This window comes from Pedococcus sp. P3_C7 (assembly GCF_056402615.1).
In genome coordinates this window covers 129,884-152,124 of sequence record NZ_JBFUHC010000004.1, presented here as the reverse complement: position 1 = coordinate 152,124, position 22,241 = coordinate 129,884, and the positions used below count along the sequence as shown (strand labels likewise).

Genomic DNA, 22,241 nt, shown 5'->3' with positions numbered 1-22,241 from the left:
TCGAGAGTGCACGACACGCTGACCGGGCCGGCCATCCGTCAGCGTGTCGTGCACTCTCGATCGGCCGGGGCCGGCCGCCTGTGGATGACCGGCCGGGTGGGCGGCGCAGGTGCACCACAGTGTCGCCGGTGGGACTGCAGTGGTTGCCAGCCGAGCTCGCCCGTGCGCCGTTCTCCGTGGCCGACGCGCGCGAGTCAGGTATGGCGCCTTGGCGCCTTCGCGACGCGGCGCTCCACCGGCCGACCCGGGCAGTCCGGATGGGCGATCGGCCGAGCAACCGCGAAGCGCGCGCGCGCGTTCCTGGTGGGACTGCCGGACGACGTGGCGTTCAGCCACATCACTGCGTGCCACCTCTGGGGTCTGCCCCTGCCCGGCGCCCTCGAGGCGCAGACCGACCTCGACGTGATGCGCTCGACAGAGCACGCCCAGATCCGCCGCCAAGGCTGCATCGGACATCGCGGGCTCGAGCGACGCGGGACGGGGAGGTTGCGCGGGTTGCCCGTGACCGGACTCGCCGACACCTGGGTCGACCTGGGTGAGGTCGTGGATCGAGGGCTGGAGGTGGACGACCTGATCGTGGTCGGCGACGAGGTCGCCACGAGGCTGGGTGGTCGCTGGCGCCTGGGCGAGCAAGGGCCGGACGGCGCTGAGGAGGGCCATCGCCTGATGTCCGCGGCGCTCGACCGAAGGGTTCGGCCTCGGGGGCGAGCCCTGCTGGACGAGGCCCTGACCTTGGTGCGTGCGCCGGTCCGGTCGCCCATGGAGACCCGAGCTCGGGTGATGTTCGTCCGCGCAGGCTTCCCCGAGCCTGCGGTCAACCGGAACGTCTTCCACCGCGACGGCGGTTGGCTGTTGGAGGGCGACCTCGTCTGGGAATCCCAGCGCGTGATCGGCGAGTACCAGGGCAGCGACCACGGCTCCATCCGCCGACGCAGCCACGATGCAAGTCGCAGCGCTCTGGCGCAGGACGAGGACTGGAGCGTTCTCGAGATCTTCGCCGAGGACGTGTATCGACCAGCCCGCCGGATCGACTGCCTGCGCCGGTTCGCAGGCGCCCTCGACCTCGACCCGAGAACCCTGGACATCTGCTGAGCGCCTGACCTCCGCCGCTTACCGGGCCGTCGGTTCCCCCGCCATCCCCAGTCGAGAGTGCATGACGCGCTGACCGCACGGGCCATCCGTCAGCGTGTCGTGCACTCTCGACTCAGAGCGGTGGGTCAGTCGGGGGCGCTGGTGCCGCCAGCCACGCCAGCGACGCCAGCCACGCCAGCTACGCCGGAGGCGGCGTTCGGCTGGTCGCGCCAGGAAGCCCAGAGCGCGGCATACGGGCCATCGGCAGCGACGAGCTCGTCGTGGGTGCCGATCTCGCTGACCACGCCGTCCTCGACCACGGCGACCCGGTCGGCGTCGTGCGCGGTGTGCAGCCGGTGCGCGATCGCGACCACGGTGCGCCCCTCGACCACGGCCGCCAGGGAGCGTTCGAGGTGGCGGGCGGCGCGAGGGTCGAGCAGCGACGTGGCCTCGTCGAGCACGAGGGTGTGCGGGTCGGCGAGCACGAGGCGGGCGAGGGCAACCTGTTGCGACTGGGCCTCCCCGAGCGGGTGCCCACCGCTGCCCACGACGGTGTCGAGCCCCTCGGGGAGGTCGGCGGCCCACTCGTGGGCGTCGACAGCCCGGAGGGCTTCGTGGAGCTCGTCGCGAGAGGCGCCGGGCCGGGCGAGCAGGAGGTTGTCGGCGAGGGTGCCCACGAACACGTGGTGCTCCTGCGTGACCAGGGCGACCTCGCCGCGCAGCTGGCCGAGCGTGAGGTCGACCAGCGGCACGCCGCCCACCTCGACGCTGCCCTCGCGAGGACCGTCGATGCCTGCCATCAGCCGGCCGAGCGTCGACTTGCCCGCGCCGGAAGGGCCGACGATGGCTAGGCGTTCGCCCGGACGCAGGTCCAGTGACACCCCGCTCAGCACGTCGTGACCGGGACGGTAGGCGTAGCGAACGTCGTCGACCGAGAGGTCGGAACCTGACGGCTGCTCCCCGGTGGCGACGCGGTCGGGCAGCACGTCGCCGACCCCGATCACCCGGGCCAGGGACGTCGCGCCCACCTGGATCTCGTCGAGCCAGCCGAGCACCTCGTCGAGCGGGTTGGTCATCTGGTGGATGTACAGCGCCACCGCCGTCGCCGCGCCAGCCGTGATGTGGCCGTTGATGGCCAGCCAGCCGCCCCAGAGCACCGCACCGGCCGTCGGGACGTAGTAGCCGAAGACCACCGCAGGGAACCAGTGCAGCCGCAGTCCCAGGGTGTAGCGCTCGGCGTGGAAGCACTCACGCAGCGCCTCGTGGAACCGCGCCCGCCGCGCGTCGGCGAGCGACAAGGCGTCGATGGTGCGGGCTCCGTCGACGGTCTCGGCGACGACGCCGTTGAGCTGGGCATAGGTGGCCCGCTCCCACAGGTAGCCATCCGACGCGTGCCGCAGGTAGCGCCTCGTCGAGAACCAGTAGAACGGCAGGCCGAGCAGGATCGGCAGGGTGGCGAGCGGTGAGGTGAAGAGTGCCGCGACAGTCGTCATCAGCACCGTCATCGACGCGACGAACAGCGAAGGGATGCCGAAGCGCACGACGTGCGACAGCGCCTCCACGTCGTTGGTGGTGCGCGCAACGAGGTCGCCGGTGCCGGCGCGCTCGACGGTGGACAGGGGCAGGTTGACCGCGCGCCCGACGAACTGCTCGCGCAGCTCGGCGAACACCGTCTCGCCGAGGATGAACGACCACCGCCGGGCCGCCCAGGTCAGCGCCGTCTGGGCGACGACCGCGGCGGCGAGGCCGATCGCGATCTTGTCGACGGTGCCGGTGTCGCCGCGGTGCCCGCTGACGATGTCGACGAGCCGTCCGACCAGCCAGGGCGCGGCGAGGGCGGCGAGCGCGGCGAGGGCGTGCAGCCCCAGGACGCGCGTGACCAGGCCTCGGTGCTCGCGCACCAGTCCGCGGGTGTGCTGCCAGACGCCGGCCATGTCGGCGATCGGCAGCGTGCGACGGGCGTGGTCGGTGATCACTGGTCGTCCTCCTCTCCGCGGATCACGATGTGTCGGTATGCCGGGTGGGCCAGCAGCTCGCGGTGCGTGCCGGTGGCCGCGACGAGCCCGTCCTCGAGGAGCACGACGTCGTCGGCCTGCCCGAGCAGGAGAGGGCTGACGGTGGTGACCACGGTCGTGCGCCCGCGACGGTGCGCGGCGAGGCGTACCGCGATCCTGGCCTCGGTGTGGGTGTCGACCGCGCTGGTCGGCTCCACCAGCACGAGGACCGGCGCCTCGGTGAGCAGGGCCCGCGACAGGGCGAGCCGCTGCCGCTGACCACCCGAGTAGGAGCGGCCGCGCTCCTCGACGGTGCCGTCGAGACCGTCCGGGACGGCATCCAGCACGTCGAGAGCGCTCGCGGTCGTGAGGGCTGCCACGACCTCGCGGTCGGAGTCGCCTCCGAGCTGCTCGCGCAGGACTCCGGTGAACAGCCGCGGATCGGGCTCGCTGACGACGATGTGACGGCGCACGTCGGCGATCGACAGGTCGTCGAGCCGCGTGCCGCCCCACGTCGTCTGGTGCGGGCCCGGGCCGTGCCGACCCAGCCGGTCGGCCACGGCGGCCGACTCCTCGGGTCGCGCCGAGACGATGGCCGTCAGCAGCCCGCCGCGGACCACGGTGCCGGACAAGGGGTCCACGAGGTCGGCGTCGTCGGCGGGCACGGCGGCGCTTCCGGGCCGAGAGGCATCGTGGTCGGGCTGGACCGCCATGACCCGCAGCATCTTGCCGGCCGCGATCTGTGCCCGGATGCCGCGGTCGACCACCTCGATGGCGGTCTGCAGCGGCATGGTGAGGAACGCGGTGTAGCCGTAGAACGCGACGAGCTGGCCGGCCGTGATGTCGCCGGTGACCGCCTCACGAGCGCCCAGCCAGGTCACGAGGACCACGAAGATGCCGGGGATGAGCACCTCTGCCGAGTCCAGCGCCGCCTGGATGCCTGCCACCTGGAAGCCGCGCTCTCGGACCCTGGCGGACTGCTGCTCGTAGCGGCGCAGGAAGGTCTGCTCGCCGCCGATGCCGCGCAGCACCCGCAGTCCGGCGACCGTGTCGGCGCCGAGCGTGGTCAGCTTGCCGGCTTCCTCGCGCTGCCTGGCCTGACGTCGCTGGAGGGGCCGCACGATGAGGCTGAGGCTGGCCAGCATGACCGGGCCACCGAGCAGCACCAGCCAGCCGAGCGCAGGGGAGGCCGCGAGCAGGATCGCTCCCACGACGGCGTAGCTGACGACGGCGCCCGAGAACCGGCCCATCACGTCGTAGAGCCCGCCGAGGCGCATCACGTCGTTGGCGAAGACCGCGACCACCTCGCCCGAGGGCATGGTCCGCGTCAGCGCCGGCCCGGCCCGCTCGGCGCCCTGGGCGGTGAGCTGCGCACCCCGGTAGGACGCGAACAACCAGTTGTAGACGGCGAAGTAGTGCCGGATCGCCGCCGTGACCGCGCAGACCGCTCCGAGCCCGATCAGGACGAGCGACCAGCGGACCAGGCCACCGAGGTCACCCGGGACGATGCCGTCGTCGACGCCCTTGCCGACCGCGGCGGGCACCAGCGCGATCGCCAGCATCCACGCCATGCCGGCCAGCATCCCGAGCACCTGGGTGCGCCACTGCTGCCGACCGACCCAGAGCATGAACCGCATCGTGCTGCGGGTGTCGGGTCGGCCCGGGTCGGGGAACGGGATGGTCTGCATCAGGGTCCCCACCGTAGGCCGCGGCGCCGACGCTCCGACACCGATTTTCCGTCCGCCCGGTCGGTCCTCGACGACTCCGGGCGTCCCGTAGCCTGACCCGGTGCTGCGAACCGCCCTCAAGCCCCGGTGGCTGGGCCTGTTCGCCCTCCTGCTCGTCATCATCGCCGCCTGCACCCAGCTCGGGCTCTGGCAGCTGCACGTGGCCCAGGACAAGGGCCTCGCCGACGCCCTGCGCAAGGCACACGAGGCGCGTCCGGCCCTCATCGACAGCGTCGTCCACCCGCACCAGGCCTTCCCGAACCCCCAGTCCAACCGTGCGGTCACCGCGATCGGCACGTATGCCGCGGCCGACCAGTTCCTCGTCGGTCCCCGCCGGCTCGGGGGACGGACCGGCTACTGGGTCGTGACGCCGCTCGACGTCACCGAGACCGGCGCCCGGCTCGCGGTGGTGCGCGGCTTCGTCCCCGACGTCACCCAGCCGCTCGAGCCACCGACGGGCGCGGTCACCGTCGACGGTTCGCTGGCGCCGGGGGAGGCACCGGCCTCGGCGCCGACCGGTGTGCCGCCCTGGCCGCGACCCGCGCGCGGGTCGATCGACTTCTCGCTGCTCGTCAACGAGTGGCCCGGCGAGCTCTACAACGCGTTCGTCTTCGCCCAGACGGAGAGAGCCCCCAGCGGCGTCGCGCTCTCGGCCCCAGCCGGGCTCGAGAGGGTGCCGCCACCAGAGGTGACGGGCGGGCTGAAGTGGCGCAACGCGGCATACGCGCTGCAGTGGTGGATCTTCGGCGGCTTTGCCGCGTTCATGTGGTTCAGGATGGTGCGAGAGGATGCCCAGCGTGAGTGAGACCCGTGTGAGTGAGATCAAGGACGTCGAGGCGGCCCGCAAGGCCCTCGGCTTCTTCAAGGTGATGGCGTTCGTCGTGGGCACGGGGCTGTTGATCCTCGTCGCTGAGATGATCCTCAAGTACGGCTTCTCCAAGGACTGGCTCGACTGGTGGCCGCAGCCGCACGGGTTCATCTACATCGTCTACCTGGTCGCCACGGCGAACCTCGGTTTCAAGGTGGGCTGGTCGCTCGGTCGGATGGTGCTGGTCATGCTCGCCGGCGTCGTGCCGTTCCTGTCGTTCTGGGCCGAGCGCGTGGTCGCGAGTGAGACCGAGGCGCGGCTGGCAGCAGCCCGCCGGTAACCTGTGCGCGTGAGCGACCCCGCAGCCGCCGACGTGGTGACCCAGGCCCAGGACGACGACCGGGTCGAGGCACCCGACGCTGAACGCTCGGAGGAGCCGGCCACGCCCCTGCAGGCGCGTCCGGTGCTCGTCGTCGACTTCGGCGCGCAGTACGCCCAGCTGATCGCGCGGCGCGTGCGCGAGGCGAAGATCTACAGCGAGGTCGTGCCGCACACCATGAGCACGGCCGAGATGCTGGCCAAGGACCCGGCGGCCATCGTGCTCTCGGGGGGCCCATCTTCCGTGTATGCCGATGGCGCACCTGAGCTCGACCGAGCCGTGCTCGAGGCCGGGGTGCCGGTGTTCGGCATGTGTTACGGCTTCCAGGCGATGTCCCAGGCGCTCGGCGGCACCGTGGCCCACACGGGGCTGGGGGAGTACGGCGCGACGCCGGCCGAGATCTCCGACACCGAGTCGACGCTCTTCAACGGCCAGCCCCTGGAGCAGTCGGTCTGGATGAGCCACGGCGACTCGGTCACCGAGGCGCCCGCCGGCATGGCGGTCACCGCCTCCACTGCCGGCGCGCCCGTCGCTGCGATCGAGGACGACTCGCGCAGGCTCTACGGCGTGCAGTGGCATCCCGAGGTGATGCACTCGACCTTTGGGCAGCGGGTGCTCGAGAACTTCCTCTACCGCGGCGCGGGGCTCTCGGGAGACTGGACCGCCGCGAACGTCGTCGAGGAGCTCGTCGAGTCGATCCGCGACAAGGTCGGCGACTCGCGCGTGCTGTGCGCCCTGTCCGGTGGCGTCGACTCGTCGGTAGCCGCGGCCCTGGTGCAGAAGGCCGTGGGCGACCAGCTCACCTGCGTCTTCGTCGACCACGGGCTGCTGCGCTCGGGTGAGGCCGAGCAGGTCGAGAAGGAGTTCGTGGCGGCCACGGGTGTCGACCTGGTCGTCGTGGACGCGCGCGAGCGCTTCCTGTCCGCGCTCGCCGGGGTGTCCGACCCGGAGGAGAAGCGCAAGATCATCGGGCGTGAGTTCATCCGGGTGTTCGAGCAGGCGGCGCGTGACGTCGTCGGCACCCGCGGGGACTCGGAGCACCCGGTGGAGTTCCTCGTGCAGGGGACCCTGTATCCCGATGTCGTCGAGTCCGGGGGTGGCACCGGCGCGGCCAACATCAAGTCCCACCACAACGTGGGCGGGCTCCCCGAGGACCTGCAGTTCAAGCTCGTCGAGCCGCTGCGGTCACTGTTCAAGGACGAGGTCCGCCAGGTCGGGCTCGAGCTCGGGGTGCCGGAGGCGATCGTCTGGCGCCAGCCGTTCCCGGGTCCCGGACTCGCCATCCGGATCGTCGGCTCGGTGACCGCTGAACGGCTGTCCATTCTTCGTGCTGCCGACGCCATTGCCCGTGAGGAGCTGTCTGCGGCAGGGCTGGATCGCGACATCTGGCAGTGCCCCGTGGTGCTGCTCGCGGACGTGAGATCCGTTGGGGTGCAAGGCGATGGACGCACCTACGGTCACCCCGTCGTGCTGCGTCCGGTGTCCTCCGAAGACGCGATGACCGCCGACTGGACCCGAGTGCCCTACGACGTGCTGGCCAAGATCTCGACCCGGATCACGAACGAGGTCCGCGAGGTCAACCGGGTCGTGCTCGACGTCACGAGCAAGCCGCCGGGCACCATCGAGTGGGAGTAGTGCGTGCGGCCAGGTAAGGCTCGCGGCCTCAGCACGGCCAGCGTCAACGACGCCGTGAGCCGGGCCGTGATGCGCTACGTCCTCATCGGGCCGCCGCTCAAGCTGCTCACCGGCCTCCACGTCGAGGGCCGCGAGAACGTGCCGCGCGAGGGCAGCCTCATCGTCGCGTCGAACCACCTGTCGTTCATCGACTCGATCGTCATCCCCCTGGCCTCCGGTCGGCAGGTGCACTTCCTCGGCAAGGCGGAGTACTTCCAGGGCTCCGGGTTGCGGGGCGCGGCGGTGCGGTGGTTCCACTCGACTGCCGGGACGATCCCCGTGGACCGTTCCGACCCGCGGGCTGCTGCTGCGTCGCTGGAGATGTCCGAGGACGTCCTGCGCCAGGGGGAGGCGTTCGGCGTCTATCCCGAGGGCACCCGCTCACCCGACGGCCGCCTGCACCGCGGCCGCACCGGGGTCGCCCGCATGGCGCTCTCGACGGGCGCAACGTTGCTGCCGTGCGCCGTGATCGGCACCGACCACGTCCAGCCTTCTGGGTCCAACGGCTTCCGGCCGGCGAAGGTCACCGTGCGCTTTGGTATGCCGGTCGACGTGGCCGGCTTGTCCGCTCAGTTCCAGAAGGCGGCGCTCCTGAGGGCCATCACGGACGCCACCATGGACGCGATCGGCGAGCTGTCCGGCCAGGAGCGCTCCGGCCTCTACGCCTCCGACGTGAAGGCGTCCCTGGGCAGCTGAGTCATACATTCGTATCTCCCTGTCCTGCTCTCCGCCTCATACGCTGGGCGTCTACTCGACAACAGGATGTTCCTCGTCTCTGGTCACCGAGTCGCTTGGCCAGGCCCGATGAGCCCCCGCAACTGCGGCAGCTTCGGTTTGGGAGACGGGACGTCCACCATGGCAAGACCCGCCAACCGAGGCGCTTCCCTCGCGTGTGCCGCGATTGCCGTCACCGCATTGGCTACTTCCGCCTGCTCGGGGGGCTCGACGAACACGACGGCAGCCTCGAACGTGGCTCGCACTTCGACCCGATCTGGGCCTGCGCCTTCGAACCCACCCAACTCGGCCTCGGCAGCTCCCAACCTTCAGGGAATGATGCCGAACTCGGCACCCCCTTCGATGGGGATGGAGCCGAACGAGGAAATCGTCGATTGTTGGCCCGTTCTCTGTACGGGCAACGATGGATCGAACGAGCGTTACCAATTCGGACCTGTCTACGCGTTCGACGACGCCGGCCTCCGGGCCTATCGCGTGGCCAACTACCACCTGTGGTTCACCGGTGACGGGAACGGGTTCGTGCAACTAGGCGATGCCGCGATGTTTACCCCTGACGGCACCAGCAGCATCCACGCGGATCAGGTCAGTTGGAAGAACCCCGCATGCCTTCAAGGTGGAGCACAGGGAACCGTCCAAGGTGGTGGGTACAACGTGGTGAACCACGCCATCCTGACCCTGCCCAGGGACATGTGTTTCGCATTCGTGGGACCGAATGCCAAGATCCCGACCACCCTTCAGGCGCCCGGCGTGGTCAACCTGACCCGGGCCACCAGTACGGTGCCCCCGTCACTGGCGAGCGACGACAAGCTCACGCCCGAACAAGGCCGGCACGTTGCCGTGCTGGGTGACTCCTTCGCCTCCGGTGAGGGCACCTTCAACAACGGCCTTCCCGGCAACCCACTATCAGTCGACTACTACGAGGACACCAAGGTCGCTCCCGATGGCCACAGCGGCTGCCACCGTTCCCCTGTCGCCTACGCACCACTCATGGGGGTGCCAGAGGCCAATTTCGTAGCCTGCTCCGGCGCGACCACCGACCAGGTGCTCTTGGGATTCAAGGGTTCACCCCGCCTGTCGGACGTCGTGGTTCCGGGCATCAAGGTTGTCATCCTCAGCGTCACCGGCGACGACCTGGGGTTCGGCTCGATCCTGGACGGCTGCATCAACGTCCTGGTCGGGCACCCGAGATCTGACGCGACCTGCGACGCCGCCATCAGGACACACGCCAGCCCGGACGGGATATCCGGAGCAATGCTGAAGCTGAAGTCGCTGTGGGGCACGATCGAAGACGTCGACGACAACGTCAGGATCATTCAGGTCGGGTACCCAGCCTTCTTCCCGGTGGGTGGACATGCGGGCTGCAACGAGATTGGCATCAACAACCAGGTGAGCCTCAACTTCACGGTCAACGCGGTCGACTACGCGCTCGCCAACACCGCTGCGGACGACCCGCACGTCACCTTTGTCGATGTACGGCAGTTGTTCACCGGACATGAGATTTGCGGTGACGTCGCCGGGCCGTACATCAACGACCTGCAGCAGAACGTTGCTGCCATCCGCAACTGTCCGTCCGAATACGTGGTCAACCATGTCTGCTCGCAGAGCTTCCACCCCAACACGACGGGGTATGCGGCTGAAAAGGACCTGCTGATGCCGACCGTGAAGCAGCTGCTCGGCGTCAGTTGACGCTTCGTGCGTACAGAGATGAAGGCTGCAGGCGTGCGGCGCGTTGGTACGCCGCCAGGTCAACTGCCCGCAGATTCCACCAGCTGGAGGTACTGATGCACCTGCTGGATGGCGACGGACCCTTCTCCGGCGGCAGATGCCACGCGCTTCACTGAACCCGAACGCACATCGCCGACCGCGAAGACCCCCGGCATCGACGACTCGAACACGAAGGGCGCCCGGGCCAGCGGCCAGCCGTTGCTCGCGGCCCCAGTCACGACGAAGCCGTAGCGGTCGCGGGCGACCTGTTCGGGCAGCCAGTCCGTGTGCGGCTTCGCGCCGATCAGGATGAACACCGCGTCGGCAGGCAGGGTCTCGGTGGCGCCTCGCCCGGAGTCGTGAAGGGTGAGGCTCTCGAGCTCTCCGTCGCCCGCGCCGTCGACGATCTCGGTTCGGTAGCGAACGTCGATGTTGAGCTGTCCCTCGATCTCCTCTATGAGGTAGCGCGACATCGTTTCGGCGAGCGTGGTGCGCCGCACCAGGATCGTCACCTTGTGTGCGTGCGCGGCCAAGTGGACGGCGGCCTGGCCGGCCGAGTTGCCGGCCCCCACGACGAAGACCGTACGTCCGGTGAACCGTTCCGCCTCTGAGGCCGAGGCACCGTAGAAGACGCCTTGTCCGACCAGCTCGTCGAGGGACGGGATGCCCAGCCTGCGATAGCTGACTCCCGTGGCGAGGACGACCGCGCCAGTCGCGATTTCCGCACAGTTCGACGTGGTCAGGTACAGCCGGTCGGCGTCGGTGCGGATCGCCTGGGTCTGGCACATCTGCAGGAACGTGGTCCCGAACACCCACGCTTGCTGGTGCGCCCGAGTGGCGAGGTCGGCACCGGTGACTCCACGCTGGAAGCCCAGGTAGTTGCGGATGAGCGAGCTCGACCCCGCCTGCCCGCCGATCGTCTCGCGTTCGATCACGAGGGTGCGTAGCCCTTCCGAGGAGGCGTACACGGCCGCGGCGAGCCCGGAGGGCCCGGCGCCCACGACGGTGACGTCGTAGTCGCGGGAGCCCTGCAGTCGGGTGCGTGCGCCGTACGCTTCGGCGATCTCGACGTTGGTCGGGTCGACCAGAACCCGCCCATTGCGTTGGACGACGACGGGAACGCCAGCGTCGGCCGCGCGGACTTCTTCCAGGATCTGCGTTCCTGCTGCCGAACCTGTTGGGTGGAAGACAAAGGGCACCCGGTTTCGGCTCAACAGGCTGCGCAGCTCTGAGGCGCGAGCGTTGCCCGCCTCGGCGACGATCGTCAGCTCCCTCGACAGTGAAGCGTCTGAGCCGGCCCACTCGTGGAGGTTCTCGGTCACTGTCCGGTGGAACAGTTCGTCGGCTGCGCGCCAAGGCTTGATCGCGTAGTAGTCGATCTGCCCGAGGCCGATCCCTCGGCGCAGCGGGTGGGCCGTGGCATCCATCGCCCACTCGCCCCATGAGATCAGCAGGAGCCGGCGTGAGTGTGGGAAGAGCTCCCTGGCCTGGGCCAGAAGCTCGCACCCCGTGCCGTCGGGTAGCCACTGGTCGGACAGGACCAGAGCCACCCGCTCGCCCGCCTCCTGCAGCGCGGTCAGCTGGTTCAGAGCCGAGGTGGCCGCCCGGGCAGTCCGTATCTGGTACGCCCGGCCGTATCGGTCATTCAGCTCCCCGCCCAGGAGCTCGATGGCGTCCGGATCATCGTCGACGGCCAGGATGACGGGACGTCGCTCGGGTGGGTCGACGTCGCGCGGAGCCGGGAAGAGGGCCACGCCCCATTGTGGCGTCATAGATTCGTCAGCGACGAGCCCCGGCTTTCTTGAGACAATGACGACATGACCGAGCCCTCGACCCTGCCTGGGGCCAGCGAGGCGGTGTCGCGCTACGCGTGGGGCGAGGCGTTTCAGCTCTTCGCGGCGGCGGACGCCGTCGCACCGCTGGGTCCCGATGAGCTCGACCAGATGGCCGAATGCGCCTGGTGGATCGGCAAGATGCGCCACTGCATGGCGCTTCGTGAGCGCGCCTACGAGACGCACCGGAAGCAGGGCAACCCGCGCCGGGCTGCTCACGTGGCGATCGACCTCGCCCAGCACTATGGCGACCTCGGTGAGCGCGGCACGGCCACGGCGTGGCTGCAGAACGCCACCCGGTTGCTCGAGGGACAGCCAGAGAATGCCGAGCACGGGTGGCTCAGTTTCGCGCGCAGTATCGCTGCCCGCGACGAGGGCGACCTCGATACGGCGATCAGGTGTGCCGAGGAGGCCGAGGCCCTGGGCGCACGCCATGGCGACAAGGACCTGTTCGCCCTGGGACACGCCTTCCAAGGAATCGGCCTGGTCTACAGCGACGACCCCGACCGGGGCCTGCCCATGGTGGAGGAGGCGACAGAAGGGGCGGTGGCCGGGGACCTGGGTGCCCGGGCGACCGGAATGATCTACTGCATGATGATCGCGGTCAACGCACAGGTCGCCGACTGGCAGGCGGCGGGTCGCTGGACCGAGGCGGCCACGCGATGGTGCGACCGGCAGGCCATCAACGGCTTCCCCGGTGTCTGCAGGGTCCACCGGGCCGAGATCCTGCGCTTGCGAGGTTTCCTTTCCGAGGCCGAGGAAGAGGCTTTGACAGCCACCACGGAGCTGGGCTCCTTCAACTTGATGTTCTCCGCGCTCGCCTTCCGGGAGCTGGGCGAGGTCAGGCTCAAGATGGGTGAGATCAACGCGGCCGAGGAGGCCTTCCGGCAGGCGGAGGAGATGGGCGTGACGCCGCAGCCGGGTCTTGCCCGGGCCCTCGTCCAGCGGGGTCGCCCGGGGGCCGCGGCGACGGGCCTCCGGAGGATCCTCGGCGGCAAGGGCATGGGCGCGTTGGAGCGAGCGAAGCTCCTGCCCACTCAGCTCGAGGTTGCCCTGATGCTTGACGATCTCTCGACGGCGCGCACGGCCGCGATCGAGCTGGCCGAGATCGCGCTGAACCACCGGACCCCCGCCTTGCGGGCGATCGCCGACGCCGGTGAGGCCGCGGTCCTCCTCGCCGAGGGTGACCTCGCCAACGCCGAGAGAGCGGCGCGCAACGCGCACCAGCTCTTCACCGAGATCGACCTGACCTACGAGGCGGCCCGGGTCTCCTCGCTTCTCGGTCGCATCTACGCGTCAGGGGGCGACCTGGATCGTGCCCGGGCTCAGCACGAAGCCGCACTGGCGACCTACGACAGGATCGGTGCCGTGGTGGACGCCGCAGGTGAACGGGCATTCCTGACCACACCCGACATCGCATAGCTGCGGCCAACGGCTACGCGCCGAAAAGGTGCCAGCGTCGTCCTCCGGTCCACAACCCTGGTCCGCCCGGATGACGCACTCGGACCGTGCGGCCGATGACATGCGTTGAGGGGGGCGAGATGGTTTGTAGGTAGAAACCATTGTGCGACATGGAAAACCGCGTAGGAGGTGCCATGAAGCTGTTCGCGAGTCCGATCCGACGGGTGATGCCGCAGCCTTGGAACAGGTACCTGCTCACGGCGCTGATCGTGTGGCTCCTGTCGCTGGTCGCCACCCGGGCGCCGGTGTTCCTCAACGCCCCAGAGCCCTCCGTCTCGGACTATCAACTGGCGGTCGGTCTCAGGGCCACAGTGTTGGTGGCCACGGTGCTGTTCGGGTTCGCCATCGGTTGGACGCGACGCTCCTCGAGCATCGTGCGGTGCGCCCTCTATGGAGCGTTCGTGCTGACTACCACCCAGTTCCTGCTCGCTCACTGGGTGCCTGAAGGGGGCGAGCCCGTCTTTCCCATGCCGATCAACTTCCTCATTGCCCTGGTGTTCAACGGGATCTACATCGGAGTCTTGCTGGGCCTTGGTGCCCTCGCCGCGGCGGGAGCTCGCCGATGGTTGCGCCCTCGCACCGCGCACCGTGAGCCGTAGTTGACACGCCTGTTTCCTGGACGGTGAAGTGCTGGACCCGACCAGTGCATCAACGAGGAGGGGGGCCGGKCGCAGGACCGGCCCCCCTTGAGCTGTGTGTTGTGAGCGGTCAGCTGGCCGCGATGGAGACCGAGGCGGTCGAGAGGCTGCCACCGAGGATCCCCACGTAGGCGGACGAACACGAGGGCCGGTTCGCCGTCACGTTCGGGATCGCCGCCGGCGAGTTGCAGCTCGGCTGGTTGACAGTCAGGGTGGCCGCGCCGAAGCCCGTCCTCCCGGTGATCTGCCACGCGTCACCGAGGGTGCCGATCAGCAGGATGCTGCCTGACGGACGCTGGAGGGTGACGTTGCAGGTGGCTGTGCCCAGCATGACCGTTCCACCGGGCCAGTGCTGTGCGAAGTCATTGTCCTTGATGCCGGTGATCGTGTTCGTCAGTGTCGTGGAGGAGCAGGTGGGCGGCGGTGTCGTCCCGCTGCACACCAACGCGCCAGTCGCCGAGAAGCCCGTCACGGACTGCCCGGTCGGACACGTCAGCCCGGCAAGCCCGGTGATTCCCGGCGCGCCTTGGGGCCCGGCAGGCCCGGCAGGCCCGGCAGGTCCGGCAGGTCCGGCAGGTCCCGCAGGTCCGGCAGGTCCTGTGGCACCCATGGGGCCAACGGGTCCCGCGGGTCCAGTTGCGCCAACGGGCCCAGCGGGCCCGGCGGGTCCTTGGATGCCCTGCATGTTCCAGGAGATCGGGACCTCCGAGTGTCGGCATGTCTTGCTCCCGACGAGCAGTCGCAGCATCCCCTGGTTCTTCTGGTAGCAGGCCTTGATGATGCCCGAGGCGGACACGCTTTGAGACGGTGGAGCCTTGGCGGCGACGGCCTGCGTGCCCGTCACGAGCAGGACAGCGGAACCGATCACCGCCAAGGAAACTCGCCAGTTGGGTCGAGACATCGTGGATCCTTCCCGTCAGAAGGGTGCGTAGGATCCGGCCCATTGCCGGATGCGTTGCGTCGCCCGTGTTGGATGCTACTCAGCGCCGTAGCGTTCACAATGGGTCAGCAACCTCAGTTTGGTGAACATCGGTGCCATTCATGGGTTTTCGACGCGGTATGTCCATGGTCGGCCCGTTTGTCGGATGCTCGGCCACGTTTCGAGTCGCGTGCTCCGGCGGGTCTGGCGATCACCCGATCCAAGCTCCTCCGTTTGTCGGGGGAGTCCGGCACATCGCCCGATTGGCCACAGCGTTGGGTAGGGGTTCGATGGAGGCAGAGACACGACCTCCGGAAGGGCGGCCCCGATGTTCGACTCGACACAAGAGAAGTCCGATGGCCCGGTGGCCGCCTGCACTGTCGACGCGGTCCATCGACGCGACCACCAACACGGAGGTGAGGAGCCCTGCCATCCTCACCTGATCGAGGTCGTCCACCTTGGCCCAAGAGCCGTCGCGGTCTGCCACGACTGTTGCCGAGACTCTGGCTTCCTTCCCGAACGCGACGCCGACCGGCTGGCTTCCGCCCACCGGCAAGAGACCGTCTCGGACGGGTGTTCCACCTTCACGTCACGGGTGGCGTGAGCGTACGTCCCAGGGCGACACATGAGCCAGCTCGGGTCTCGTAACCCGCCTCCTCGGCCTCCACCGGCCGCATGGCGACGCAGGGTGACCGGCCAGGAACGGACGGCCGCTCCAACCCCCTGGTGTGGAGCGGCCGTCCTGGATCTGGACGTCGATCACTCAACAGACAGGGTCTGGGTCTGCGGGCCAACCATCGACCTGGCACAGAACGGTACCCCCCCAAGATGGACGAAGGATGGGAAATCGGCGATCTGGGCTCGCGCCGTGGTGACCAGCTCGGTGAAGGTGCCGGCGGCGGCATACCCATCGATCCGCTTGGCTCGCGCAGCTGCCAACTCGATTGCGATCGACCGACTTCCGCGGGACCATCGGGGTGGAGGCGCCGTTGGATGGCGAGGCATCCATCAGCGCCGCGGGAGGGGATCATGGGCGATGGGGACCCCAGCACTCACGAGCGCGGGCGGCGAGACGCGACTGCATGGCTGGTCGATGCTGCGGACGGGACCTCGTGGCCGCTTCGCGAAGGTCCGACGGAGGCGTCACTGGGTCGGGAGCCAACTGCCGATCTTTGGGTCGACGACCCCAACGTCTCGCGTCGACACGCGACGCTGCGCCGCCACGGCGCGGCATACGTCCTGGCTGACCATGGGTCTCGCAACGGGACGTTCGTCAACGACCGTCGGATCCAGGCCGACACGCCCTTGACGGACGGTGACCGAGTGAGGGTCGGAGAGACCACGTTCGTCTTCCGCCAACCAGCGCCCACCGCGCGTCGTCAACCGCCGCCCTCCACATCGCCTCGACCGGTGCCGAAACGCCGCAACCTGCGGAAGGTGCTGACCATCTCGGCTGTGGTCAGTGTGCTCGGTATCGTCGCCAACTCACTGACGACCCTGTTCGCGCACAGCGGCAACCAGTGGTCCCGTTGGCTTCTGGCCCCGGCGGCGACGGTGGTCTTCGGCATGGCAACCGCTCTGGTGGGCGAGTGGGGCAACGCGGACGAGACGCAGACCCTCAACGACGAACCCTCCGTCGGCTGGCGTCCACCTCCGGCGCGGCGGGGTCGCGGTGGTCGGGCGATGGCAGGCGTCCTCACGGTGTTGCTGGTCCTCGGCGTCGGTGGCGTGGCCGTTACCGCAGGTGTCCGCGCAGTCGTCGGACACTTCAGCAGCGTGAACAGGCTCTCGGGAGCCCCCGTGGTGGGAGGCAACAGCAAGGTCCGGCTCACCGTCAGCCAGGTCCTCCAGGACACGCGCAGCACCTCCGTCGAGCTCACGGGGCTCAGCTCGAGCGACAGCGTTGTCCAGCTGCCCGCGGGCTTCGCACAGCTCACGGGCTCGGACGGGACCACCCTTGACGTCGATGTCCTGGGAAGTCACTGGTCGCCAACGCTGACTCGCGATGTCCTGCAACGTGGAACCCTTCGGTTCGAAGGACACTTCGACGACAGCGTCGCGTCCGTCACGCTGAGCTTCACCTTCGGGAACGCGGTGTCAGTCAAGAAGATCCCGCTTGTTCCTCCGCCGTCCTGACTCCTTCGCCCATCCCGCGAGACCCGGGCTTCAGCGTGCGGTGCGCCAGATGCTGGGGGCCAGCTCGTGGTCGCGTTTGAAGGCGCGGCTGAAGGCCTCTTCCGACTCGTAGCCGACCCTCGGAGCGATCGCAGCGACGGGCAAGGTCGTGCTGCGCAGCAGGTCCTCCGCGACGTGCATCCGCCAGCCGGTCAGATAGCGGATCGGCGCGAGCCCCAGCACCGAGCGGAACCGTTCGTCGAGCACGGTCGAAGAGACGGTTGCCTCGCGGGCGAGGTCGGCGAGGGTCCACTTGTGGCCCGGGTCGCCGTGGATGGCAGCCAGCGCCGGGGCGACGACAGGATCGCGCAGGGCAGCGAGCCAGCCGGTGTCGGTGGCCGGTGCGTTGGCCAGGTGCAGCTTGAGCACCTCGCGCAGCAGCAGCTGCGGGATGTCGGTCGGTGCCGCGATGCGGTCGTCGGAGACCTGGCTCGTCTGCTGGAGGACCAGGTCGCTGCTGGCCTTGACCCACTTGCGGATCGGTCCTTCCGGTGGGGTGACGACGAAGACGGGCGGGAAGACGCCGAGGCTCGGGTCGAACAGCCGGTCGTCACAGGCAAGGAAGCCACACACGAGCTCGCTCCGTGCACCTCCGAGGCCATGGACTATGTGCGGCAACGCATTCCACGGCGGCGGGTCGATGAGCTGCATCACCGGGACGATCTCAGCCGTCTCGTGCCCGCCCATCCGGTGCTGGTCGTTGTAGGGCAGGACGATGACGTCGCCCTCGTGGGCCCAGACCATGTGGGAACCGGCCTCGATCCAGCAGCTGCCGGAGACGACGACGTGGAAGATCACGATCTGTGCGGCATCGGGGGCCAACACCGCGGCCAGGTCCCGCGACGCCATCGACTCGTAGGCCCACGCCTCGGTGTACTCGCTGTGCAGGAAGATCGCGCCGGAGAGCTGGACCTGAGCCAAAGCATTCGAAAGTGCGGCGGATCGATCAGCTCCTGCGGCATCCCGGTCATGGTCGGAGCGCCCGATCGTCATGAGACTGAGTGTGTCAGGACGAAGCACAAAGGAACCAAAGGAGACGGCGATGCAGCTCGACCAACTGGAGGTGGCGGTGTCCCGGGCCGACAGGTTCAACGCGACCCCGTTCTCGCAGTGGATCAACGGGCCGAGCGGCCGCGCGTTCCGGTTCGTCGCCGGCGTGGCCTGGCTCGCCTTCGCGGTGGCGTTCCGCGAGCACTGGTGGGGGCTCGCGGCAGGGGTCTTCGGACTGCTCCCGCTGACCGCAGGCACCTTCGACATCTGCTGGATCAGTGCCGCGATGGGCGGGCCGCTCCGGGGCGAGACGATCCGCCGGAACGCCGCGCTCCGAGGCCGTTGACGCTCTCGAAATGCGGCGGGACACTGGGGCTCTGGGGCAAGGAGGGTCCAATGTCGTGGAACCTGGCGGGTAGTTATGTCGAGACGTGTTCGTGCGAGCTCATGTGCCCGTGCAACCTGTCCCTGGATCACGGAGCCACCTACGACTTCTGTCGCGTGACCCTCGTCTTCAACATCAAGGAGGGAGGGGTCGACAGCACCGACATCGCCGGCTGCAAGGTCGCCCTGATCGCGGATACGCCCAAGGTCATGACCGAGGGGGGCTGGCGGGTCGGAGTGTTCGTCGATGCCGCGTCGGACGCGCAGTTCGAACAGCTCGTGCAGGTCTTCAGCGGCCAGCTCGGGGGGCCCATGGCGGGACTCGCGCCGCTGATCGGTGAGATGTTGGGCGTCGAGCGCGCCACGATCGACGTCGAGGACGACGGGCTGCGGCACAGCGTGAGAATCGGGGATGTCATCGACTTCGAGATCGGGGACATCGTGCCGTTCGGGGTGGAGTCCGGTGAGCCGGTGAAGTTCTCCGGCATGTTCCACCCTGCTGGTTCCGACCTGACGATGGCCGAGGCCAAGCGGTCGAGGATCAACGCCTTCGGCATCGAGTACGAAGGAAAGACCGGGCTCTCGAAGTCCGACTTCGCGTGGACCGCCTGAGCGAATGACCGACTTCGGGTCGGCGCCTCCGGCGACTTCGGCGGCCCCCGCGGCGACCTCCACTCGCGGAGACCTCCGTCCCGCGCTCGCGGCCAGCCGCGCCCACTGGGGGCTGGTCGTCGTTCTCTTCGCGCTCGCCGGCGCTGCCTGGTGGTGGACGGTCCAACAGATGCGAGGCATGGACAACGGCCCCTGGACCGCCCTCGGCACCCTCGGCTGGTTCCTCGGCGTCTGGGTGGTCATGATGACCGCGATGATGTTCCCGTCGGTCGCCCCGACGATCGCGCTCTACGCCCGCATGAGCGGGAAGTCGCGCCTCAAGCCACTGGTGTTCACCACCGGCTACCTCCTGACCTGGCTCGGTGCCGGCGTCGTCGCGTTCCTGATCGGCGTGGGGGCAAGCCGCGCGGCTGGGGGCGACCTGGCGTGGGATCGCGCCGGTCGCCCCATCGCGGGAGCCATCCTGGTCCTCGCCGCAGGCTACGAGCTGACCCCGCTCAAGAACGTCTGTCTCGGCAAGTGCCGGAGTCCCCTCGGCACCCTCCTCGGCTCCTGGCGCGGCGGCTGGTCGGGAGCCCTCCGCATGGGCGCGAAGAACGGCGCGTGGTGCGTCGGCTGCTGCTGGGCCCTGATGGCGTCGCTCTTCGCGTTGGGCGTCATGAGCGTGACCTGGATGGCGATCGTCGCCGGGTTCATCGCCGTCGAGAAGATCCTCCCGTGGCGCCGCACAGCCACCTACGGCACGGCGCTGGTCCTCCTCGCCCTGGGCGTCCTCGTCCTCGCCGCACCGGACGTGCTCCCGGGCCTCACCGTCCCGACCCACGACACCGCGCCCATGATGTCGCCGATGGGCTCCTGAAGGCCCAGTCGACGTCGCGCGCGTGACCTGCCGCACGGCATACGTCACTGCCTTGGGTATGCCGCGTGCTCGCCGCTGCACCGCGGGCGGTTAGGGTTTGGGGCGTGCTGAGGACTACGGCGGCGGTGGTCGCGGGCAAGGCGGCGCGGGCGGCTTCGCGCCTGCGCGGCGGAGGCTCGGCGCTCCCGGGCCTGGTCGCCGAGCGGATCGACCCCGGGTTCCTCGCCCATGCGCTGGCCGGCGTGCCCGGCGGGATCGTCGTCGTCACCGGCACCAACGGCAAGACCACGACCACCAAGATGCTGGTCGCGGTGCTGCGCGCCCACGGACGCACCGTCTTCACCAACCCGACCGGCTCGAACTTCACCCGCGGGGTCATCTCCTCGATGCTCGGCGAGCTGCCCGTCCGCGGCCGGCTCAAGGCGGACATGGCTGTGCTCGAGCTCGACGAGGCCCACGCGCTGAAGTTCGCCGCCGCGGTCCGGCCGACGCATGCGTTGCTGCTCAACGTCGCTCGTGACCAGCTCGACCGGTTCGCCGAGATCGACCACACCGCAAAGCTGCTCGCGTCTCTCGCCGAGCAGGCCACGGTGGGGGTGGTGCTCAACCTCGACGACTCCTTCGTCTCGCGGATCCGTGACCGGATCGCCGAAGGGGTGGCGGTGCAGTACTTCGGGGTCGACGCGTCCATCGCCGACCGGCTGCCCGAGCTCCAAGAGCAGGACGTCCGGTTCGACGACGACTTCGTCGCGCCGGTGGCAGGGCCGGACGACGGGTTGCTCAAGCCGTCCGACGAACGGACCTTCGAGGTCGTGTTCGGCGCAGGCGGTAGGGACGGCGAGCAGGCCGGCGGCACGGTCGGGCCGCTCGAGCTCCAGCAGCGCGGACTCGCCGCCATGATCAACGCCACGGCGGCCACGGCGACGGCCCGGATGCTGCTGGGAGACGCGTTCGACCCAGCGGCTGCGGCCGAGGCGTTGCGAGCGGTCACCCCGCCGTTCGGTCGCGGCGAGGTGGTCATGGTCGACGGCCAGCCACTCGAGCTGGTCCTGGTGAAGAACCCGGCCGGCTTCACCGTGGCCCTGGGCACCTATGGCTCGACCCCGGTCGCGACGATGATCGCGATCAACGACAACTACGCGGACGGTCGCGACGTCTCCTGGCTCTATGACGTGAGCTTCGAGAGCCTGCGGACCCGCGGCGTCACGATCACGAGCGGTGTCCGCGGCTACGACATGGCGCTGCGGCTCCAGTACGACGACGTCCCAGTGGCGGCGGTGGAGCCCGACCTCGACGAGGCGCTCGACGCGTTCCTCGCCCAGCACCCCGACGAGCCCAAGCGGATCTTCTGCACCTACACGGCCATGATGGCGTTGCGCCGCACCCTGGCCGCCCGCTACGACCTGCCCGACATCGGCGAGGAGGCGTCATGACCACCTCGGGTGACTCCGCGGCATACCCGCAGGACGTCCACATCCCCGGCGAGCCGGCGGGTTCGGCGCGCGTGCCGGACGCCGACCGCGCGGGCAAGGGCGCGATCCACGTGGTGCACCTCTACCCGCGCGAGATGAGCATCTACGGCGACCTCGGCAACACGCGGACGCTGGCGGCGCGGATCCGGCGCCACGGCTACAGCCCGGTCGTGCACCAGCACCACCCGGGCGGCGAGTTTCCCGAGGTCGCGCACCTCGTGGTCGGTGGCGGTGGCCAGGACTCCGGTCAGGTGCGGGTCGAGGCGGACCTCGAGCAGATCGCCGACCGGCTGCGTGGTCTGGCCGACGCCGGGACGCCGATGCTGATGATCTGCGGGATGTACCAGCTGCTCGGGAACGCGTTCATCACCGTCGACGGCAAGCGGCTGCCGGGGCTGGGCATCCTCGACGTCACCACCCAGGGCAATGCCAAGCGGATGATCGGGCCGGTCGTGCTGACCACCGACTTCGGAGACGTGGTGGGGTACGAGAACCACTCTGGGTCGACGACTCTCGGCGCGGGGCAGGCGCCGTTCGGGACGGTGCGGTCGGGGTTCGGCAACAACGGCACCGACGGCACCGAAGGTGCGCGGACGGCCAACGTGTTCGGCTCCTACCTGCACGGACCGATCCTGCCGGCGAACCCGGTCTTTGCGGACGCGTTGATCGGGCTTGCCGCGGAGCAGGCAACCGGGCGCCCGTTCGAGCCGGAGGCCCAGGACGACGTCATCGCCGACGAAGCGCGCACCCGTCAGGTCCGCCGACTCGTCAAGCGCTGAGCAGGCTGGTCTTCCCCACCGCGACTTG

The 22,241-nt window shown here is 69.3% G+C and carries 19 protein-coding genes and 1 pseudogene; 15 read left to right on the top strand and 5 right to left on the bottom strand.

Annotated features, from left to right (window positions below; translation table 11 throughout):
* The first annotated feature begins 303 nt into the window (after nt 1–303).
* Complete coding sequence (locus AC1DS4_RS06695; RefSeq protein WP_477633559.1) at nt 304–1,092, top strand: hypothetical protein; 789 nt, start codon at nt 304–306, stop codon at nt 1,090–1,092.
* Nucleotides 1,093–1,217: 125 nt separating this feature from the next.
* Here the strand turns inward: AC1DS4_RS06695 and AC1DS4_RS06690 are convergent, their stop codons facing one another.
* Both AC1DS4_RS06690 and AC1DS4_RS06685 read right to left on the bottom strand, forming a co-directional pair.
* Nucleotides 1,218–3,005, bottom strand: coding sequence for an ABC transporter ATP-binding protein (locus AC1DS4_RS06690; protein ID WP_477633593.1), 1,788 nt, complete (start codon nt 3,003–3,005; stop codon nt 1,218–1,220).
* A 38-nt stretch (nt 3,006–3,043) separates the two neighbouring features.
* Entirely contained in the window at nt 3,044–4,753 is a 1,710-nt protein-coding gene (locus AC1DS4_RS06685) for an ABC transporter ATP-binding protein (RefSeq protein ID WP_477633560.1), read from the bottom strand.
* A gap of 100 nt (nt 4,754–4,853) precedes the next feature.
* Here AC1DS4_RS06685 and AC1DS4_RS06680 point away from each other — a divergent pair, with 100 nt between their 5' ends.
* The 5 genes from AC1DS4_RS06680 to AC1DS4_RS06660 all read left to right on the top strand — a co-directional run bounded on the left by AC1DS4_RS06680 (nt 4,854) and on the right by AC1DS4_RS06660 (nt 10,074).
* Entirely contained in the window at nt 4,854–5,597 is a 744-nt protein-coding gene (locus AC1DS4_RS06680; RefSeq protein ID WP_477633561.1) for an SURF1 family protein, read from the top strand.
* Nucleotides 5,590–5,940, top strand: a complete 351-nt coding sequence (locus AC1DS4_RS06675; protein WP_477616300.1) for a DUF3817 domain-containing protein — start codon at nt 5,590–5,592, stop codon at nt 5,938–5,940. The genes AC1DS4_RS06680 and AC1DS4_RS06675 overlap by 8 nt, the downstream gene beginning before the upstream one ends.
* Before the next feature lie 108 nt (nt 5,941–6,048).
* Nucleotides 6,049–7,614: a glutamine-hydrolyzing GMP synthase gene (gene guaA, locus AC1DS4_RS06670; protein ID WP_477633594.1), complete on the top strand. Its 1,566-nt coding sequence runs from the start codon at nt 6,049–6,051 to the stop codon at nt 7,612–7,614.
* A gap of 3 nt (nt 7,615–7,617) precedes the next feature.
* Entirely contained in the window at nt 7,618–8,349 is a 732-nt protein-coding gene (locus AC1DS4_RS06665; protein WP_477614783.1) for a lysophospholipid acyltransferase family protein, read from the top strand.
* 354 nt (nt 8,350–8,703) lie between these two features.
* Nucleotides 8,704–10,074, top strand: coding sequence for an SGNH/GDSL hydrolase family protein (locus AC1DS4_RS06660; protein ID WP_477633562.1), 1,371 nt, complete (start codon nt 8,704–8,706; stop codon nt 10,072–10,074).
* A 59-nt stretch (nt 10,075–10,133) separates the two neighbouring features.
* On the opposite strand, the gene AC1DS4_RS06655 is transcribed toward AC1DS4_RS06660, so the two are convergent.
* Complete coding sequence (locus tag AC1DS4_RS06655) at nt 10,134–11,846, bottom strand: NAD(P)/FAD-dependent oxidoreductase (RefSeq protein ID WP_477633563.1); 1,713 nt, start codon at nt 11,844–11,846, stop codon at nt 10,134–10,136.
* A gap of 63 nt (nt 11,847–11,909) precedes the next feature.
* On the opposite strand from AC1DS4_RS06655, the gene AC1DS4_RS06650 reads away from it, so the two are divergent.
* Together AC1DS4_RS06650 and AC1DS4_RS06645 are read left to right on the top strand one after the other, a co-directional pair.
* On the top strand, nt 11,910–13,346 hold the full coding sequence (locus tag AC1DS4_RS06650) for a hypothetical protein (protein WP_477614786.1): 1,437 nt from the start codon (nt 11,910–11,912) through the stop codon (nt 13,344–13,346).
* Nucleotides 13,347–13,519: 173 nt separating this feature from the next.
* Entirely contained in the window at nt 13,520–13,984 is a 465-nt protein-coding gene (locus AC1DS4_RS06645) for a hypothetical protein (RefSeq protein WP_477614787.1), read from the top strand.
* Nucleotides 13,985–14,093: 109 nt separating this feature from the next.
* On the opposite strand, the gene AC1DS4_RS06640 is transcribed toward AC1DS4_RS06645, so the two are convergent.
* Nucleotides 14,094–14,354 (bottom strand): hypothetical protein, encoded by a 261-nt coding sequence (locus AC1DS4_RS06640; protein WP_477624921.1) that lies wholly within the window; start codon nt 14,352–14,354, stop codon nt 14,094–14,096.
* Between the two features lie 1,263 nt (nt 14,355–15,617).
* Between AC1DS4_RS06640 and AC1DS4_RS06635 the strand changes: the two are divergent.
* Together AC1DS4_RS06635 and AC1DS4_RS06630 are read left to right on the top strand one after the other, a co-directional pair.
* Nucleotides 15,618–16,289 (top strand): annotated as a pseudogene (locus tag AC1DS4_RS06635) (FHA domain-containing protein); the annotation flags it as partial.
* A 63-nt stretch (nt 16,290–16,352) separates the two neighbouring features.
* Nucleotides 16,353–17,078, top strand: coding sequence for a hypothetical protein (locus AC1DS4_RS06630; protein ID WP_477615315.1), 726 nt, complete (start codon nt 16,353–16,355; stop codon nt 17,076–17,078).
* 30 nt (nt 17,079–17,108) lie between these two features.
* Here AC1DS4_RS06630 and AC1DS4_RS06625 read toward each other — a convergent pair whose 3' ends face one another.
* Nucleotides 17,109–18,110: an AraC family transcriptional regulator gene (locus AC1DS4_RS06625; RefSeq protein WP_477633564.1), complete on the bottom strand. Its 1,002-nt coding sequence runs from the start codon at nt 18,108–18,110 to the stop codon at nt 17,109–17,111.
* Nucleotides 18,111–18,159: 49 nt separating this feature from the next.
* On the opposite strand from AC1DS4_RS06625, the gene AC1DS4_RS06620 reads away from it, so the two are divergent.
* The 5 genes from AC1DS4_RS06620 (at nt 18,160) to AC1DS4_RS06600 (ending at nt 22,213) form a co-directional block, all read left to right on the top strand.
* On the top strand, nt 18,160–18,453 hold the full coding sequence (locus AC1DS4_RS06620; RefSeq protein ID WP_477614790.1) for a YgaP-like transmembrane domain: 294 nt from the start codon (nt 18,160–18,162) through the stop codon (nt 18,451–18,453).
* Nucleotides 18,454–18,503: 50 nt separating this feature from the next.
* On the top strand, nt 18,504–19,103 hold the full coding sequence (locus AC1DS4_RS06615) for a DUF1326 domain-containing protein (RefSeq protein ID WP_477614791.1): 600 nt from the start codon (nt 18,504–18,506) through the stop codon (nt 19,101–19,103).
* A 4-nt stretch (nt 19,104–19,107) separates the two neighbouring features.
* Nucleotides 19,108–19,962, top strand: coding sequence for a DUF2182 domain-containing protein (locus tag AC1DS4_RS06610; RefSeq protein WP_477614792.1), 855 nt, complete (start codon nt 19,108–19,110; stop codon nt 19,960–19,962).
* A gap of 104 nt (nt 19,963–20,066) precedes the next feature.
* Nucleotides 20,067–21,395: a DUF1727 domain-containing protein gene (locus tag AC1DS4_RS06605; protein ID WP_477633565.1), complete on the top strand. Its 1,329-nt coding sequence runs from the start codon at nt 20,067–20,069 to the stop codon at nt 21,393–21,395.
* The gene (locus AC1DS4_RS06600; RefSeq protein ID WP_477633566.1) at nt 21,392–22,213 is read left to right on the top strand and encodes a type 1 glutamine amidotransferase; all 822 of its coding nucleotides are present in this window, start codon (nt 21,392–21,394) and stop codon (nt 22,211–22,213) included. The genes AC1DS4_RS06605 and AC1DS4_RS06600 overlap by 4 nt, the downstream gene beginning before the upstream one ends.
* Nucleotides 22,214–22,241: the final 28 nt, after the last annotated feature.